Annotated in this window: 13 protein-coding genes; 6 read left to right on the top strand and 7 right to left on the bottom strand. The window is 65.1% G+C overall.

The genetic code is table 11. The features are described 5' to 3' along the window. From LG3211_RS16465 to LG3211_RS16480, 4 genes are all read right to left on the bottom strand, one after another. On the bottom strand, positions 1–417 hold the full coding sequence (locus LG3211_RS16465) for a pilus assembly PilX family protein (protein WP_237049772.1): 417 nt from the start codon (positions 415–417) through the stop codon (positions 1–3). 84 nt (positions 418–501) lie between these two features. Continuing rightward, positions 502–1,713: a PilW family protein gene (locus LG3211_RS16470; protein WP_083512595.1), complete on the bottom strand. Its 1,212-nt coding sequence runs from the start codon at positions 1,711–1,713 to the stop codon at positions 502–504. Beyond that, complete coding sequence (gene pilV, locus LG3211_RS16475; RefSeq protein WP_083512596.1) at positions 1,710–2,210, bottom strand: type IV pilus modification protein PilV; 501 nt, start codon at positions 2,208–2,210, stop codon at positions 1,710–1,712. The genes LG3211_RS16470 and pilV overlap by 4 nt, the downstream gene beginning before the upstream one ends. After that, positions 2,201–2,728 carry a GspH/FimT family pseudopilin gene (locus LG3211_RS16480; protein WP_057943787.1) on the bottom strand — a complete coding sequence of 176 codons (528 nt, stop codon included), beginning with the start codon at positions 2,726–2,728 and terminating at the stop codon, positions 2,201–2,203. The genes pilV and LG3211_RS16480 overlap by 10 nt, the downstream gene beginning before the upstream one ends. 466 nt (positions 2,729–3,194) lie before the next feature. On the opposite strand from LG3211_RS16480, the gene LG3211_RS16485 reads away from it, so the two are divergent. Beyond that, positions 3,195–3,728 carry a GspH/FimT family pseudopilin gene (locus LG3211_RS16485; RefSeq protein ID WP_057943788.1) on the top strand — a complete coding sequence of 178 codons (534 nt, stop codon included), beginning with the start codon at positions 3,195–3,197 and terminating at the stop codon, positions 3,726–3,728. Between the two features lie 78 nt (positions 3,729–3,806). On the opposite strand, the gene LG3211_RS16490 is transcribed toward LG3211_RS16485, so the two are convergent. Further along, complete coding sequence (locus LG3211_RS16490) at positions 3,807–4,334, bottom strand: GspH/FimT family pseudopilin (RefSeq protein ID WP_057943789.1); 528 nt, start codon at positions 4,332–4,334, stop codon at positions 3,807–3,809. A gap of 703 nt (positions 4,335–5,037) precedes the next feature. On the opposite strand from LG3211_RS16490, the gene LG3211_RS16495 reads away from it, so the two are divergent. The 5 genes from LG3211_RS16495 (at position 5,038) to LG3211_RS16515 (ending at position 11,076) form a co-directional block, all read left to right on the top strand. Then, positions 5,038–5,907: a CorC family transporter gene (locus LG3211_RS16495; protein ID WP_057943790.1), complete on the top strand. Its 870-nt coding sequence runs from the start codon at positions 5,038–5,040 to the stop codon at positions 5,905–5,907. Between the two features lie 270 nt (positions 5,908–6,177). After that, entirely contained in the window at positions 6,178–7,446 is a 1,269-nt protein-coding gene (locus LG3211_RS16500) for a lipoprotein N-acyltransferase Lnb domain-containing protein (protein WP_057943791.1), read from the top strand. A 39-nt stretch (positions 7,447–7,485) separates the two neighbouring features. After that, positions 7,486–8,478, top strand: coding sequence for a magnesium/cobalt transporter CorA (gene corA, locus LG3211_RS16505; protein WP_057943792.1), 993 nt, complete (start codon positions 7,486–7,488; stop codon positions 8,476–8,478). Positions 8,479–8,780: 302 nt separating this feature from the next. Next, positions 8,781–10,853, top strand: coding sequence for a carbon starvation CstA family protein (locus LG3211_RS16510; RefSeq protein ID WP_057943793.1), 2,073 nt, complete (start codon positions 8,781–8,783; stop codon positions 10,851–10,853). 1 nt (position 10,854) lies between these two features. Continuing rightward, positions 10,855–11,076: a YbdD/YjiX family protein gene (locus tag LG3211_RS16515; protein WP_057943794.1), complete on the top strand. Its 222-nt coding sequence runs from the start codon at positions 10,855–10,857 to the stop codon at positions 11,074–11,076. Positions 11,077–11,294: 218 nt separating this feature from the next. Here the strand turns inward: LG3211_RS16515 and LG3211_RS16520 are convergent, their stop codons facing one another. Then, entirely contained in the window at positions 11,295–12,554 is a 1,260-nt protein-coding gene (locus tag LG3211_RS16520; RefSeq protein ID WP_057943795.1) for a DUF819 family protein, read from the bottom strand. Between the two features lie 250 nt (positions 12,555–12,804). Then, positions 12,805–14,886 (bottom strand): S9 family peptidase, encoded by a 2,082-nt coding sequence (locus tag LG3211_RS16525; RefSeq protein ID WP_057943796.1) that lies wholly within the window; start codon positions 14,884–14,886, stop codon positions 12,805–12,807. Positions 14,887–14,952 lie beyond the last annotated feature (66 nt).

Below are 14,952 nucleotides of genomic sequence, written 5' to 3' on the forward strand. Positions count from 1 at the left end.
TCAGGGAATGAAGGTCGTATCGATCGCCGCGGTGGCGGCGGGGTCCGAATCGGTGTCGCCGTGAACGACGCTGATCTGGTAGATGTTTCCGGTTTCTTCGTTCTGCTTGCGCCCTACCACGATGCTGGAGGCGGCGAAGCACTTGTCGATGCGGCGGGTGTGGCTCGCCGCCGCGTGCTGGCCATCGGCCCAGCGCTGCGGGTCGTAGTCGGTCGAGCACAGTTCCTCGTCGGCGACGAAGATGCCCGAGCCGCCGAACAAGGCGGTCTTGATATCGCTCTCGCGTTGCCGCGTGAGCGCCTCGGTGGCTTGGAATGCGGTATTGACGCGCATGTAGTTGGACGACATGCGCTCCTGCATCGCGGTCACCTGCATGCCGACCAGGCCGAGCAGCGCCAGCAGGATCAGCATGATCATCGCCACATACAACACCGCGCCGCGCTGGCGTGGTGGAAAGGAGCGAAGGGGGGGACGAAGGTTCGGCATCGGACGTACTCCCGCTCAGTTGCCGTAGAGGCGGTTGCGCAGAGCGATGGTGGATTCGTAGACGGCCCGGTAGCGGCCGTCGTCGGGCGGCGTCACAGCGACGCCGAGCAGGCGCGGCGGCTCCGACCGCTCGGCGCCCGGCACACCGGCGCGCTCGGTGCTGCGGGCCAGGAACGCGACCTGGACCAGGCCGACGCGACGCCACGGCGTGGTGTCGTTGCTGGGCTGGACTTTGCTCGCCACCGCCTGGCTGGCGACGTAGCCGGTCGGCGGCCGGCTCTGATCGGTCTGGCTGTCCAGGCCATAGATCAGTTGCATGTTCTCCACCCCTTCGACCAAGGCTTCGGGCGCGCCGCCGAGCAAGGTCACCCCACCGCTACCCGGCGCCAGGACGAAACGCGCCCGATACAGCGTCGGCTCGTTGCTGGCCTGCGGATTGAAGCCGACGTAGTAGACCTGGCTTTCGGCGCGGTACAACGTGGCCTGGCCCGCGGTGAAGTTGCGATTGGCGAGGCTGGAACGGTTGAGTCCCGATTGGCTGACCTGGACGACGGTATCGATGCCGCCTTTATGCACCGCAGTGGCTTCGAACGCGGCCGCGCTGGCGCAGTCGCTGATCGCCAGCAAGCCCGGATCGGCGATGCCGCCCGCGCTCAGCACCTCGTTCCAGCGGCCGGTATCCACCGCGATACGGGCGCCGTCGAAGGACTTGACCGCGATTCCTTCTGCGGAGAAGTAGCGAAGCGCGATCACGTCCGATCCCGCCGCCGGCGCTGGCGTCAGCGAGGAAATGTATCCGGGCAGCGCTGGCGTCCCGCTCCACGCGCCGGACGCTGCCAGATCCAACGTCGCGCCGGGCGCGGTGCCGGCCGCCTCGAATCCCTGCAGCATGGTGTTGAACCGCAACGGCTCTGGCGCCGTGTCGAACTCCGCCTCGGTGGGCTGTTCCTCGGCCACGAACGCTGACGCGAACCGCACCGGCGAGCCCTGGAACCGGGCCTGATCGCTTGCGCAGCCCATATGCCCGGCCATGCGCAGATCGCGTTGCAGATAATCCATTGCGAACCGGCTGTTCTCCTGCACGCGCGCCAGTCCTTCGGACAGCTTGTAACTCACCCGCGAGGCGTCGAACACCTTGAGCAAGCCCAGTATCAGCAACGATCCGAGCACCAGCGCGACCATCAATTCGATCAGGGTAAAACCCCTCGATGCACCCGGGCGGTTCATAGATCGGTCCCCACGCTTATCTGTCCGTTGAAGTTGTCGCCGACCGCGCCGACCGCACCGCGCGCGTCCGCCCAACTGATCGTCACGCGGGTCTGAGTTCCCGATTTGGAGACCACGGCATACGCCCCGCCGCCGAGCGTCGCGCGCACCTGGCACTTCCAGCGGGTGGCGCTATCCTCGGGTGACAGATACGTGTCCACCTGGCGCGAACAGCTTTTGCCGGTCACATTGGCGAAGCTGGCCTGATCGATCTTGGTGAACTGCGCCGACAGCGCGCGGTTGGCGCGGATCTGGTCGAGCAGGTCGTAAGCCAGATTGTTGGCCTGGGTGCGGTAGTTGGCGCTTTGCGAGTAGCGCACGCTCAAGGTCTGCATCATCGCCAGCCCCAGCAGGCCGAAACCGATGACCAGCATCGATATCAACACCTCGATCAGACTGAAGCCGCGCTGTTGCGGTGCGAAACGGCCCGGGGCCGCCCTGGCGATGTTCAATCGCATGACTTGCGCTCCATCCGCGTCTGTCCGACCGCGGTCAAGGTGATTTCGCGTATCTGTTGCGCACCGGAGCTGCATTGCGAAGGGCGCAGGGTGAAACGACGCAAACCGCCGTCCTTGAGGCGACCGCGCAGGTCGAACACGAACGCATTCGCGTCGCCCGCTGCCGCGGTGGCGCTGACATCGATCTGCGACGGCGCCGGCACATAGCGCAACACTTCGTCGGACTGCGGGGTCTTGTTGTCGTTGCGGTCGGTCCAGACCATCCAGCCGTCTTTCCATGTACCGCCGCAGCTCAGGCCATCGGCGCTGGTGCACACACGTCCCCCAAGCGGGCTGCGCATTGCCTCGCTGCGCGCCAGATTGAGCGCTGCGAGCATTTCGTTCGCCGATGCCGCCACCCGGTTGGAACGGATGGCCTGCTGGAAGTTGGGCAAGCCCAGGGCCAGGACGATCGCGACCAGGGCGATCGTCACCATCAACTCGATCAAGGTGAAGCCACGCATGCCCCGTTCGCGCATGACTGTTACTCAGTTCGACCCAGGCAGATGCTTGATCGCGATGAGGTGCTTTTGAACGCATCCACCGATCGGCGGCTGTCGAACAAGGACGAACGGAATACCTTCAGCAATTCACGCACGCACCGACCACTTCAATTACACAAGTATTTCGCGGACTGCGCGAACCTCTGGAAATCAATTGCGCGCGGATCCTGGTCGGCGGCGCGCCGCGCATGGATGGCGAATAGGCGAAATGCTCTGTACGCAGAATGTAAATCTACATAGTAAGAGAGCCTTTATTCCACTCGATCAAGGCCAGGCATGGCGACAAGATCGTACGCCGTCGATCCCAGGGTCGAATTCATATCGGAGCGTTCGACTACAACAAAGCGATCCGATCACCCACAAGCCAATCAGAAATTACCTATCGTCGGGCCGCGCACGAAACACCCACACTGGCCCCATCCCCCACAGCCAAGGAAGGCCGATGAAGCAGATGCAGGGAATTTCCGTTATCGAGGTATTGATAGCCTTTTTGATCGTCGCGGTACTGGCCGGCATCGCGCTGCCAGCGAGCGTCTCGATGTATACCCGCTTCGGCTTCGACCAAACCGCGATGACCTTGGGCGAGAGTGTGCTGACCTCCAGCCGGACCGCCGTCGCGACCGGCAGCGCCACGATCATCTGCCCGACCGCGCAAAACGGCGGTTGCCGGCAGGACTCGGACTGGAGCCAAGGCTGGATGGCGTTCGCCGATGTCGATGATGATCGCGAACTCGGGCCGCGCGACACGCTGATCGGGCGCTACGCGCCATGGTCGCAGCGGCTGCGTATTTCCAGTAACGACGGGCGCAAGCGCATCGTGTTCCAGCCCGACGGCGCCAGTGCCGGCACCAATCTGACCTTCACTCTATGCAGTCGCGACACCCGCGAAGCACGCGTGCTGGCCTTGGCGAACTCGGGACGATTCAGGATCGCCGCGACGCCGGGAGACGTGGCGCAGCGGTGTTGGAATCAGTGAGTCCTGCCCGATCACGGGGTCGTGGTCGCTCGTCGCCGCACCCGGCCTGCGACCGTTGTCGGCGGAGGTGTTGCGCGACTACTCACAAGCCGCCGGCTTCACCCGTACCTGGCCGTTGGAGGCGACGGTGATCCGGCGCGCGTCATTCTCGCCGCTTGCACAAGATGCATAGGTCAAGGCGAAATCGCGTTGTCGCCCATCCGACAGGCGGCCGCGGCGATCGAACGTCATGGCGGCGGCCGCTGCGGGGGCGCCGGTCGCTCTCAGGTCGATCCGATCCTGCGCCGATGCGCGGCGCAGGATCTCATCTGTGGAAGGTTCGTGGTCCTGATTGCGATCGAACCAGACGATCCAACCATCGTTCCAGCTGCCGCTGCAATGTTTGCCGTCGGCGCTCGCACATACCTGGCCCTCGTGCAGGCTGCCGAACGAACGGTTTCTGGCCAGGCTGAGCGCGGCGATGAATTCGTTGGTCGAGACCGCCACGCGATTGGCACGCATCGACTGGCGGATGTCGGGCAATGCCATCGCGAGAACGATCGCGGCGATGGCAGTGGCAAGCAAAAATTCTATCAAGGTAAAGCCGCTTTCACGATGGCTGCGCATCGTCGTTTCCCCAGTAAATCACAGGGAAATCGTCGAGTCCCTTTGAGCACGCGGCGTGAAGCCTGCGACCGGCGGCGCGGATATCGGGACGAACGGAAAAACATCATGATTATCCGTGCCGGGTGGTATTTCAGCTATGCACAGTTATCGACGTCAGCGCTGAACGATGAATTCAGTGCACGTAATCCATGACTGATTCTTTGATCGCGGAACTATCACTTGCTAATTGGAAGACACACAACTTGTTGACTGATCTGTCGATACGCCCGGCAGCGCACTTTCGGCGCGCTCCCGATTCCGCCTTCCGCCTTCCGCCGGAAAGCGTGATGGCATGGTGCAGCGCCTGCGCCGCCCGGCTTGGCTTGGCCCCAATCGATCGAGGCGGATCGCCCCGACCCGACATCGCGATGTCGCGCGGTGCGCCTCGGCTTGCGACCACGACGAACCATTGCCCCCGCATGTGGAAAGCTGTGTCCGGACAGGTGCAGGCGCCGCGTTGGAACCATCGAGCCCGCGCCCTTGCAAAGACCAGTCCGCACAGGGGTGCAACGCGATCTCACCCAGCCACCCATGCTCCCTCGCCCCGAACCCCGCATTCAGAATTCCCCCCGACCGCTCCCGGCTGGCTCCGCCTGAAACGGTCTTCCAGGTTAAACTCCCTCCTTTCGTCCCTCCCCCCCGAGGGACATAGCGCAAAAATCGAATGTCCGAGGACGACAGTAGTAGCACCCACCCGCCGGAATCCCACGAGAAACGGCGTTCCTGGCTCGACCGCATCAGTTCCGCGCTGTCGGGCGAGCCCAGTTCCCGCGAAGACCTGGTCGAGTTGCTGCGCGATGCGCAATCCGATGGCCTGATCGCCGCCGACACCTTGCGCATGATGGAAGGCGCGATCGCCGTATCCGACCTCACCGTCGGCGATGTGATGATCCCGCGCTCGCAGATGGTCGCCTTGCCGGCCGAGGCCAAGTTCCTCGACCTGATGAAGATGGTGGTCGAGTCCGGCCATTCGCGCTTCCCGGTGCATGGCGAGGACAAGGACGAGATTCTCGGCATCCTGCTGGCCAAGGATCTGCTGCGCGGCGTGGTCGCCGACAACGGCCCGGGCAGCATCCACGAATTGCTGCGTCCGGCCGTGCTGATTCCCGAATCCAAGCGCCTGGACGTGCTGCTGCGCGAGTTCCGCCAGTCGCGCAACCACATGGCGATCGTGATCGACGAGCACGGCGGCGTCGCCGGCCTGCTGACCATCGAGGACGTGCTGGAACAGATCGTCGGCGAGATCGACGACGAGCACGACGAAGCGGAAAACCCCGATGCGCTGATCGCGGCCCAGGCCGACGGCCAGTACGTGGTCGATGCGCTCACGCCGATCGACGATTTCAACGAACGCTTCGGCGCGGATTTCGACGACGACGAGTACGACACCATCGGCGGTCTGGTGACCGCGGCGATCGGCCATCTGCCCGAAGCCGGCGAAGAGCTGACGCTGGACCGGTTCGTGTTCCGCGTGGCCAGCGCGGATGTGCGGCGCGTGCATGCCTTCCATGTCGGGGTGTTGGGGAACGGTTGAGTCCGGGTGCCGGCGGAGTCGGCATCGGCGGGGTTTGGACTGGGTTGGCATCTGCTCTCAGTCCCTTCGGTGCGGCTTCGCAGCGCTGCACTGTGTTAGGAACTGCGTCGCCGCGGATCGAAAAACGTCGGGACTGAAGCCCCTCCCACAAAAACACATCCAGGCCGACGCTGCGCCGTCCGCTGAGGTCCGAGTCGCGCCAACGCGGCCGGCACCGCCGCCCAGGCTGTTTACAATGGCCGCCACCCGCCCCGCCTGACCAGGCTCCCCGTGACCTCTCTTTCCCGTTTCGTCCGGCTGTATGCCTTCGCCGTGCTGGTGCTGATCCAATCCCTGGCTTACGCCGCACCTGGCGCCGCCACGCCGGCAGTCACGCCATCCACCGCGCCCCAACCCGCTGCCGGAACCACCGCAACGCCGCGGCCGCCGCGCGTGGGCATGGTCACCATGCAGCCGGGCCAGGAGTTCTGGTCGCGCTTCGGCCACGACGCGCTGGTGGTGCTCGACCAGGACAGCGGCGCGGCGATCTCGTACAACTTCGGCTTCTTCGATCCGACCGAGCCCGACTTCGTCCAGCGCTTCATCGACAACAACATGCGCTATCGCCTGGTCGCGCTGCCGTTCGACCAGGACATGGCCCAGTACGGCTACGAAGGCCGCGGCGTGTCGATCCAATGGCTGAATCTGAGCCCGGCGCAGGCGCGGCAGATCGCCGAGGCGCTGCGGGTCAATGCCCTGCCCGAGAACGCGTTCTACCGTTACCAGTATTTCGACGACAACTGCGCCACCCGCGTGCGCGACGCGATCGACACCGTGCTGGGCGGCGCGCTGCGGCGCCAGATCGAGGGCCGCTCGCACGGCAACACCCTGCGCAGCGAAGCGCTGCGCCTGTCCAAGCCGGACCTGTGGATGTGGGCGACACTGGACATCCTGATGGGGCCGGACACCGACAAGCCGGTGCCGGTGTGGGCCGAGTCCTATGTGCCCGCGCGGCTCGCCGACGCCCTGCGCGAAGCTAAGAACGACCAGGGCCAGCCGCTGGTGCAGGCCGAGCGCGAACTGCTGCCGCACCGCATCGCGCCGGCGCCGGAGGCGATGCCGCTGCCGTGGTGGCCCTGGGCCCTGGTCGGGCTGGTGTTCGGCGTGGCGCTGGCCTGGATCGGCGACCGCAGCCCGCGCGTGCTGGCGTTCGCGGCCTTGCCGCTGTGGGGCCTGCTCGGCCTGATCGGCGCAATCCTGATCTACGGCTGGTTCGGCACCGGCCACAACTACCTCTGGGGGAACCGCAATCTGTTGCTGTTCAACCCGCTGTGCCTGCTGCTGTGGTTCGGCGGCTGGCGCGCGTTGCGCGGGCGCGAGACCGGGCCGGTGTTCGTGTGGCTGACCGCGCTGGCGGCCTTGAGCGCGGTGGCGGCCCTGTTCCTGTACTGGCTGCCGCTGTACCCGCAGCGCAACGCGCACTGGATCGCCCTGTGGCTGCCGATCCACCTGGGCCTGTGGTTCGGCTTCCGCAAAGCCGCCAAGCTGCGCCTGGCCTGACGGCTTGCCCCTGCGGGCGCGCGAGGGCAGGATTCGGCCATGAGCGATCCCTCCCTCCCCCAATGCGTCATCAACTGCGCGGCCTATGGCCGCGACGGCACCCGCCGCGACATTTCACTCGATGCGATCAGCGACGTGCTGGCCGTGGACGACGGCAGCTTCGTCTGGGTCGGCCTGTACGAGCCCGATGAGGGCATCCTGGACAAGCTGCAGGAAGAATTCTGCCTGCACGATCTGGCGGTGGAGGACGCGCACAACGCCCACCAGCGCCCGAAGATCGAGAGCTACGGCAACTCGCTGTTCATCGCCATCCATACCGCGCAGAAGATCGACAACCGCATCCGCTTCGGCGAGACGCATATGTTCGTCGGCCCGCGCTATCTGGTCACAGTGCGCCACGGCGCCTCGATCAGCTACAAGTCCGCGCGCGCGCGCATGGAGCGCGAACCGGATCTGCTCGAACACGGCCCGGGCGCGGCGCTGTACGCGGTGTTCGACAGCGTGGTCGACAACTTCATGCCGATCGTCGAGGGCTTCACGCAAGAGCTCAACGAACTGGAAAAAGACATCTTCGCGGAAGACTTCAGCAAGGAAACCGTGCAGGAGCTGTACGACCTCAAGCGCGAACTCACCCGCCTGCGCATGGCGGTGGCGCCGCTGCAGGACATCCTGGGCCAGCTGACGCGTTCGCGCGGCGGCCTGATCGACGAAGAAATCCAGCTGTACTTCCGCGACGTGCTCGATCACGCCGTGCGCATCAACGAAACCACCGACACCTTGCGCGAGATGCTGACCGCCGCGGTCGGCGTGAACCTGTCGCTGGTGACGGTGCGCCAGGGCGAAGTGGTCAAGCGCCTGGGCGCATGGGCGGCGCTGCTGGCGGCGCCCACGCTGGTCGCGAGCTGGTACGGCATGAACTTCGTGCACATGCCGGAACTGCCGGGGCAATGGAGCTACGCGGTGTTGATCGGCGTGGTGATCACCGCGTGCGTGGTGCTGTATATCGGGTTCAAGCGGGCCAAGTGGCTTTAGATCTGCTTCTCTGCGCCACCCAGTCAGCTCTTTTAAAGTTCGCCCCCTTTGAAAAAGGGGGCTGGCGCTTGCGTAGGCATGAAGCGCCCGCACCGCAGCAATGCGCCGGGGGATTCGCTTTTGCCGGTTAATGCTTCAAGTCGGGAGCAAATCCCCCTACCCCCCTTTTTCAAAGGGGGGAACAGCACCCGCCCATCTAAGACCAAAGTATCAGCCGCATTTGCGTGCCTTTGCCGCGCTGCGCATTGACCCGCCCGGTCGCAGGGGCGACGCTTCGGGAGTTCAAAACCGGGAGGGTCGTCATGAAAGGTGGTCTGGGCAAATTGGGCTGGGCGGCCCTCGCAATCCTCGGGGCGTTCTGCCTCGGCACGATCGCGCTGCGGCGCGGCGAACACATCAACGCGCTGTGGATCGTGGTCGCAGCGGTGTCGATCTACCTGGTCGCGTATCGCTACTACTCCCTGTTCATCGCCAACAAGGTGATGCAGCTCGATCCGACCCGGGCCACGCCCGCGGTCATCAACAACGACGGCCTGGATTACGTTCCCACCAACAAGCACGTGCTGTTCGGCCATCACTTCGCCGCCATCGCCGGCGCCGGCCCGCTGGTCGGCCCGGTGCTGGCCGCGCAGATGGGCTACCTGCCCGGCCTGCTGTGGCTGATCGTCGGCGTGGTCCTGGCCGGCGCGGTGCAGGACTTCATGGTCCTGTTCGTCTCCAGCCGCCGCAACGGCCGCTCGCTCGGCGATCTGGTGCGCGAGGAGATGGGCCGTATTCCCGGCACCATCGCCCTGTTCGGCGCGTTCCTGATCATGATCATCATCCTGGCGGTTCTGGCGATGATCGTGGTCAAGGCGCTGGCGGAAAGCCCGTGGGGCATGTTCACGGTGATGGCGACCTTGCCGATCGCGGTGATGATGGGCGTGTACATGCGCTACATCCGACCGGGCAAGATCGGCGAGATCTCGGTGGTCGGCCTGATCCTGCTGCTGGCGGCGATCTGGTACGGCGGGGTAATCGCCGCCGATCCGGTGTGGGGCCCGCGCTTCACCTTCACCGGCACCCAGATCACCTGGATGCTGATCGGCTACGGCTTCGTCGCCGCGGTGCTGCCGGTGTGGCTGGTGCTGGCGCCGCGCGACTACCTGTCCACGTTCCTGAAGATCGGCACCATCATCGCCCTGGCGATCGGCATCGTCATCGTGATGCCCGACCTGCGCATGCCGGCGCTGACCCAGTTCACCGACGGCACCGGCCCGGTGTGGAAAGGCGGGCTGTTCCCGTTCCTGTTCATCACCATCGCCTGCGGCGCGGTGTCGGGCTTCCACGCGCTGATCTCCTCGGGCACCACGCCCAAGCTGCTCGCTAATGAAGCGCACATGCGCTACATCGGCTACGGCGGCATGCTGATGGAATCCTTCGTCGCGATCATGGCGCTGGTCGCAGCCTCGGTGATCGAGCCGGGCGTGTACTTCGCCATGAACAGTCCGGCCGCGCTGGTCGGCACCGACGTGCATGCGGTCGCGCAGACGATCAGCGGCTGGGGCTTCAGCGTGACCCCGGAAATGCTCGAGGCGACGGCGAAGGACATCGGCGAACACACCATCCTCGCCCGCGCCGGCGGCGCGCCGACGCTCGCGGTCGGCATCGCCCAGATCCTGCACAGCGTGCTGCCGGGCGAGAACACGATGGCGTTCTGGTATCACTTCGCGATCCTGTTCGAGGCCTTGTTCATCCTCACCGCGGTCGATGCCGGCACCCGCGCCGGTCGCTTCATGCTGCAGGACCTGCTCGGCAGCTTCGTGCCGGCGCTGCGCCGCACCGAGGCCTGGGGCCCGAACCTGCTCGCCACCGGCGGCTGCGTCGCCTTGTGGGGTTACTTCCTGTATCAGGGCGTGGTCGATCCGCTCGGCGGCATCAACACCTTGTGGCCGCTGTTCGGCATCGCCAACCAGATGCTGGCCGGCATCGCGTTGATGCTGTGCACGGTGGTGCTGTTCAAGCTCAAGCGCGATCGCTATGCCTGGGTGACGATCCTGCCCGCGACGTGGTTGCTGATCTGCACCACCGCCGCCGGCCTAATCAAGATCTTCGACGGCAACCCGTCGGTGGGCTTCCTGGCCCAGGCGCACAAGTACAGCGCCGCGATCGCCAAGGGCGAGGTGGTGGCGCCGGCCAAGAGCATCGATCAGATGCAGCAGATCATGGTCAACAGCTACGTCAACACCGGCCTGACCGCGCTGTTCCTGTTCGTGGTGTTCAGCGTGCTGGTGTATTCGATCGGCGCGATCATGAAGGCGCGGGCGAACCCGCAGCGCAGCGATCGCGAGTCCCCTTACGTGGCGCTCAAGCCCAACGAAATGGCGAACCTGTGACATGGGCACCGAACTCGTACCCGTCAGCCAGTACCAGATCTACAAGCGCACCTGGCGCCGTCTGGTGCAGACCGCGCGGCTGTGCTGCGGGGTGCCGGACTACGACAACTATGTCCGGCACCTGATGGAGAAGCATCCGGAGCGGCCGATTCCGGATTACGCGACGTTCTTCCGTGAGCGGCAGAAGGCGCGTTATGGCGGCGGACGGATCGGGTGTTGTTGAGTTAACCCGGATGCGAATGTGCGAAGGCCGCCCGAGGGCGGCCTTTTTCGTTGGACGATCACTAGTGATCCGATGCTTGCGATGCACAGCCGAAGACACGCCGCTGCAACACACATCGTCTCTCTCCCAGCCGTCATTCCCACGAAGGCGGGAATGACGGCTGGAAGAAGCGCTGGCTCTTGTGAAGAAGCATTGCGGCCCGCTCCCGCGCGCAGACTTCAAGCCGGAGAAGCGCCGGCCAATGAGCGCAAGGTGATGCCGACCACATAGGCCAACCCCGTTCCCGTCGCGTACCCCAGTGTCCCCAACAGCGCACCCACCGGCGCCAGCGAAGGATGAAACGCCGACGCCACCACCGGCGCCGATGCCGGCCCGCCGATATTGCTCTGCGAGCCGATCGCGAAATAGAAGAACGGCACCCGCAGCAAGCGGCCGACGCCCCACAAGATCAGGATATGCACCGATATCCAGATCAAGCCCAGCGCGAACAGCCAGGGCTTGTCGAGCAAGGCCAGGATGTCCATCTGCAGCCCGATGCAGGCGATCAGGAAGTACAACAGCAAGCTGCCGATCTTCGACGCGCCCGCGCCTTCCAGTTCGCGCGCGCGGGTGAAGCTCAGCGCCAGCCCGGCGAAGGTGGACACCGCCACCACCCAGAAGAACGGCTCGTGCAGGCTGACCGTGCGCGCCCACGACACGTTGCCGGCGAACCACGCCGACAGCGGGCCGGCTATCGCATGCGCCAATCCGACCACGCCGAACGCGATACCCACGATCATCGCCAGATCGGTCAGGCTCGCCACGCGCTGATGCTGGGCCTGGAAGCTTTCGATGCGCTGCTTGAGCTCCTCGATGCCGCGCGTATCGGCACCGCTGCGCTCGTCGATCTGCTTGGCCCGGCTGGCCAGGAAGATCAGCACCGCCATCCACACATAGCCCACGCCGACATCGACCACCGCGAACTGGCCGAAGGTGGTCGCATCGACCTGGAAGATCTCTTTCATCGCCAGCATGTTGGCGCCGCCGCCGATCCAGCTGCCGGCCAGCGCGGCCATGCCGCCCCAGGTATCGCCGGAGACGGTTTCCGGATGGAAGGCGCGCATCGCCACGAAGGCGACGATCGCGCCGAGCATCACGCTGAGCGAGGACACCGCGTACATCACCAGCAGCTTCGGGCCCAGCCGGAGCACGCCCTTGAGATCGATGGTGAGCGTCAGCAGTACCAGCGCCGCCGGCAGCAGCACGCGGCTCGCGACCGGGTTGTAGAGCTTGGTGTTCTGGCCGTCGACCAGGCCGATGGTGTTGTAGATGCCCGGAATGAAATAGCACAGCAGCAGCGCCGGCACGAAGGTATAGAACTTCTTCCAGAACCCGGCTTGTTTCGACGAGGTCCAGAACACCAGCCCCAGCGTCGCGGCGATCAGGCCGAGGACGACGATGTCGTTGCTGATGAGCGCCGTGCGGGCGGTATCGGGCATGCGGGAGTTCCGTGGCGTTGGCGTTCCCGCTTGTACTTCGAATTGGTCGAGGCGGGCAAGGGCCGGGAGTTGTCCGCGCGCGGAAACCCATTGCCCCCTTTGAAAAAGGGGGCTGCGCGTTGCGTTGCTAGAGGGTCTTGAAATGAATCGGCGCGCGGGGGATTTGCTCTTCGTGCGGCAAAAGCAAATCCCCCCCCTTTTTCAAAGGGGGGAAACAAACGAGGGGCACAAGCAAAGGGGGGAACTGTGGTTACTGGCCGATGTGCTGCTTCAACCAGCCGTTGACCGTGTCGTGCCACTGCACGCTGTTCTGCGGCTTGAGCACCCAGTGGTTTTCGTCCGGGAAATACAGGAACTTCGACTCGATGCCCTGGCGCTGCAGCGCGGTGAACACGCCCAGGCCCTGCTCGACCGGAATGCGGAAATCCTGCTGGCCGTGGATCACCAGCATCGGCACCTTCCAGTCCTTGACGTGATTGACCGGGTTGAACTTCTCGTAGCTGGCCGCTTTTTCGTAAGGCGTGCCGCCCTGCTCCCACTCGGTGAACCACAGCTCTTCGGTCGCGTAACCCATCATGCGCTGGTCGAACACGCCGTCGTGGCTGACCAGGCACTTCCACGGCTGGTTCCAGTTGCCGGCGATCCAGTTGACCATGAAACCGCCATAGGAGGCGCCCAGCGCGCAGGCCTTGTCGCCGTTGAGGAAGGAATACTTCTTCTGCGCCGCGGCCCAACCCTTCTGCAAGTCTTCCAGCGGACGATCGCCCCAGTGCTGGCTGATCGCATCGGTGAAGGCCTGGCCGTAACCGGTGGAGCCGTGGAAGTCGATCATCACCACCGCATAGCCCTGGCCGGCGTAGGTCTGCGGATTCCAGCGATAGCTCCAGCCGTTGCCGAAGCTGCCCTGCGGGCCGCCGTGGATCAGGAACGCGACCGGATACTTCTGCCCTTCCTGATAATTCCACGGCTTGACCACGTAGCCGTGCACCGTGTCGCCGTTCCAGCCCTTGAAATCGAACTGTTCGAACTCGCCGAACTTCACGCCCGGCAGCAGTTCGCCCGCGTTCGGCGTGATCGCGCGCTGCGGCGCGCCGTCGAGACCGCCGACGAAAATCTGGTCGCCGCTCTTGAGGCTGTTGCGGGTGAAAGCCAGGGTCTTGCCGGCCAGCGCCACCGAACCCACGGTGCCCTCGCCGATCAGCAGGTTCGCCTTGCCGCTGGCGATATCCACGCCGAACAGCGGCTGCTGGCCCAGGTCTTCGGTGGTCGTGTAGATGGTCTTGCCGTCGTCGGACAAGACGATGCCCGAGGCCGAGCGATCCCACTGCGGCGCGATCTCGCGCGACTTGCCGCTGGCCAGATCCAGTTCGATCAGGCCGAAGCGGTCGGCTTCGAAACCCGGGCGCTTCATCGCGCGGTAGTACAGGGCCTTGCCGTCCTTGCTGAACACCGCGCCGGTGTCCCAGGCGGGATTGGACGCGGTCAGGTTCTTGGCCGCGCCGCCGTCGGCGCCGACCAGGTACAGATCGAAATTGGTCGACCACGGTTCCTTCGCATCGGCCTTGCGCGCGCTGAACACCAGCGACTGGCTATCGGGCGACCAGGTGTATTCGCTGCTGTCGCCGAACGGACGCGAAGGAACGTCGCCGATCACTTCACCGCTGACCAGCTTGGCGGCGCTGGCGGTCTTGCCCGCAGCCGGCAGATCGGTCACGAACAGACGATTCAGGCGGCCGTCGTTCCACGCATCCCAGTGGCGCACGAACATGCGATCGAAGACCTTGCCGCTGGTCTTGCTCTTCTCGGCCGCGTCGAACTTCTTCTTGGTGCAGGCCAGATCGGCCGCGCACTCGACGTAGGTTTCGGCATTGAAGGCCAGGCGCTTGCCGTCGGGCGAGAGCTGATAGCCGCCGACGTCGCCGTCGAACGCGGTCACCTGCTTGGGCGTGCCGCCGCTCAGCGGCAGCGCGTACAGCTGCGAGCTGCCGCCCTTGCTGCTGAGGAAATACACGGTCTTGCCGTCGGCGGAAAACGTCGGCGAATTGACGTTCCAGCCTTCCGGGGTCAGGCGCTTGGGCGGCGCGGCGTCGCGCGCGAACAGGTCTTCGATCCACAGCGAGGTCGAGGATTTGTTCGCGCCGAAATCGACCACGCGCTTGGCGAACACCAGCTGGCGGCCGTCGGGCGACAAGGTCGGCGAGGAGTAACGGTCCAGGCTGGCCAGATCGCGCGCTTCCAGGCCGCGCGCGAGCGCCGGGGTGAGGGCGAACGCCGGCGCGGATGCGCAGGCCAGGGTCAGGGCCAACGGCAGAAGTGCGTGGCGTGGCGTCATGGCGAAACCTCTTGCGTTATCGGATGTGCCGTGCGCCGCGCGAGGCGGCGAAAAGCACGGGATGGA

This window comes from Lysobacter gummosus (genome assembly GCF_001442805.1).
Lineage (GTDB): Bacteria > Pseudomonadota > Gammaproteobacteria > Xanthomonadales > Xanthomonadaceae > Lysobacter > Lysobacter gummosus.

Coding starts and splice junctions, on each gene's coding strand:
- LG3211_RS16465 (WP_237049772.1), bottom strand. CDS start 417: ATGATCATGCTGATCCTGCTGGCGCTGCTCGGCCTGGTCGGCATGCAG.
- LG3211_RS16470 (WP_083512595.1), bottom strand. CDS start 1,713: ATGAACCGCCCGGGTGCATCGAGGGGTTTTACCCTGATCGAATTGATG.
- pilV (WP_083512596.1), bottom strand. CDS start 2,210: ATGCGATTGAACATCGCCAGGGCGGCCCCGGGCCGTTTCGCACCGCAA.
- LG3211_RS16480 (WP_057943787.1), bottom strand. CDS start 2,728: ATGCGCGAACGGGGCATGCGTGGCTTCACCTTGATCGAGTTGATGGTG.
- LG3211_RS16485 (WP_057943788.1), top strand. CDS start 3,195: ATGAAGCAGATGCAGGGAATTTCCGTTATCGAGGTATTGATAGCCTTT.
- LG3211_RS16490 (WP_057943789.1), bottom strand. CDS start 4,334: ATGCGCAGCCATCGTGAAAGCGGCTTTACCTTGATAGAATTTTTGCTT.
- LG3211_RS16495 (WP_057943790.1), top strand. CDS start 5,038: ATGTCCGAGGACGACAGTAGTAGCACCCACCCGCCGGAATCCCACGAG.
- corA (WP_057943792.1), top strand. CDS start 7,486: ATGAGCGATCCCTCCCTCCCCCAATGCGTCATCAACTGCGCGGCCTAT.
- LG3211_RS16510 (WP_057943793.1), top strand. CDS start 8,781: ATGAAAGGTGGTCTGGGCAAATTGGGCTGGGCGGCCCTCGCAATCCTC.
- LG3211_RS16515 (WP_057943794.1), top strand. CDS start 10,855: ATGGGCACCGAACTCGTACCCGTCAGCCAGTACCAGATCTACAAGCGC.
- LG3211_RS16520 (WP_057943795.1), bottom strand. CDS start 12,554: ATGCCCGATACCGCCCGCACGGCGCTCATCAGCAACGACATCGTCGTC.
- LG3211_RS16525 (WP_057943796.1), bottom strand. CDS start 14,886: ATGACGCCACGCCACGCACTTCTGCCGTTGGCCCTGACCCTGGCCTGC.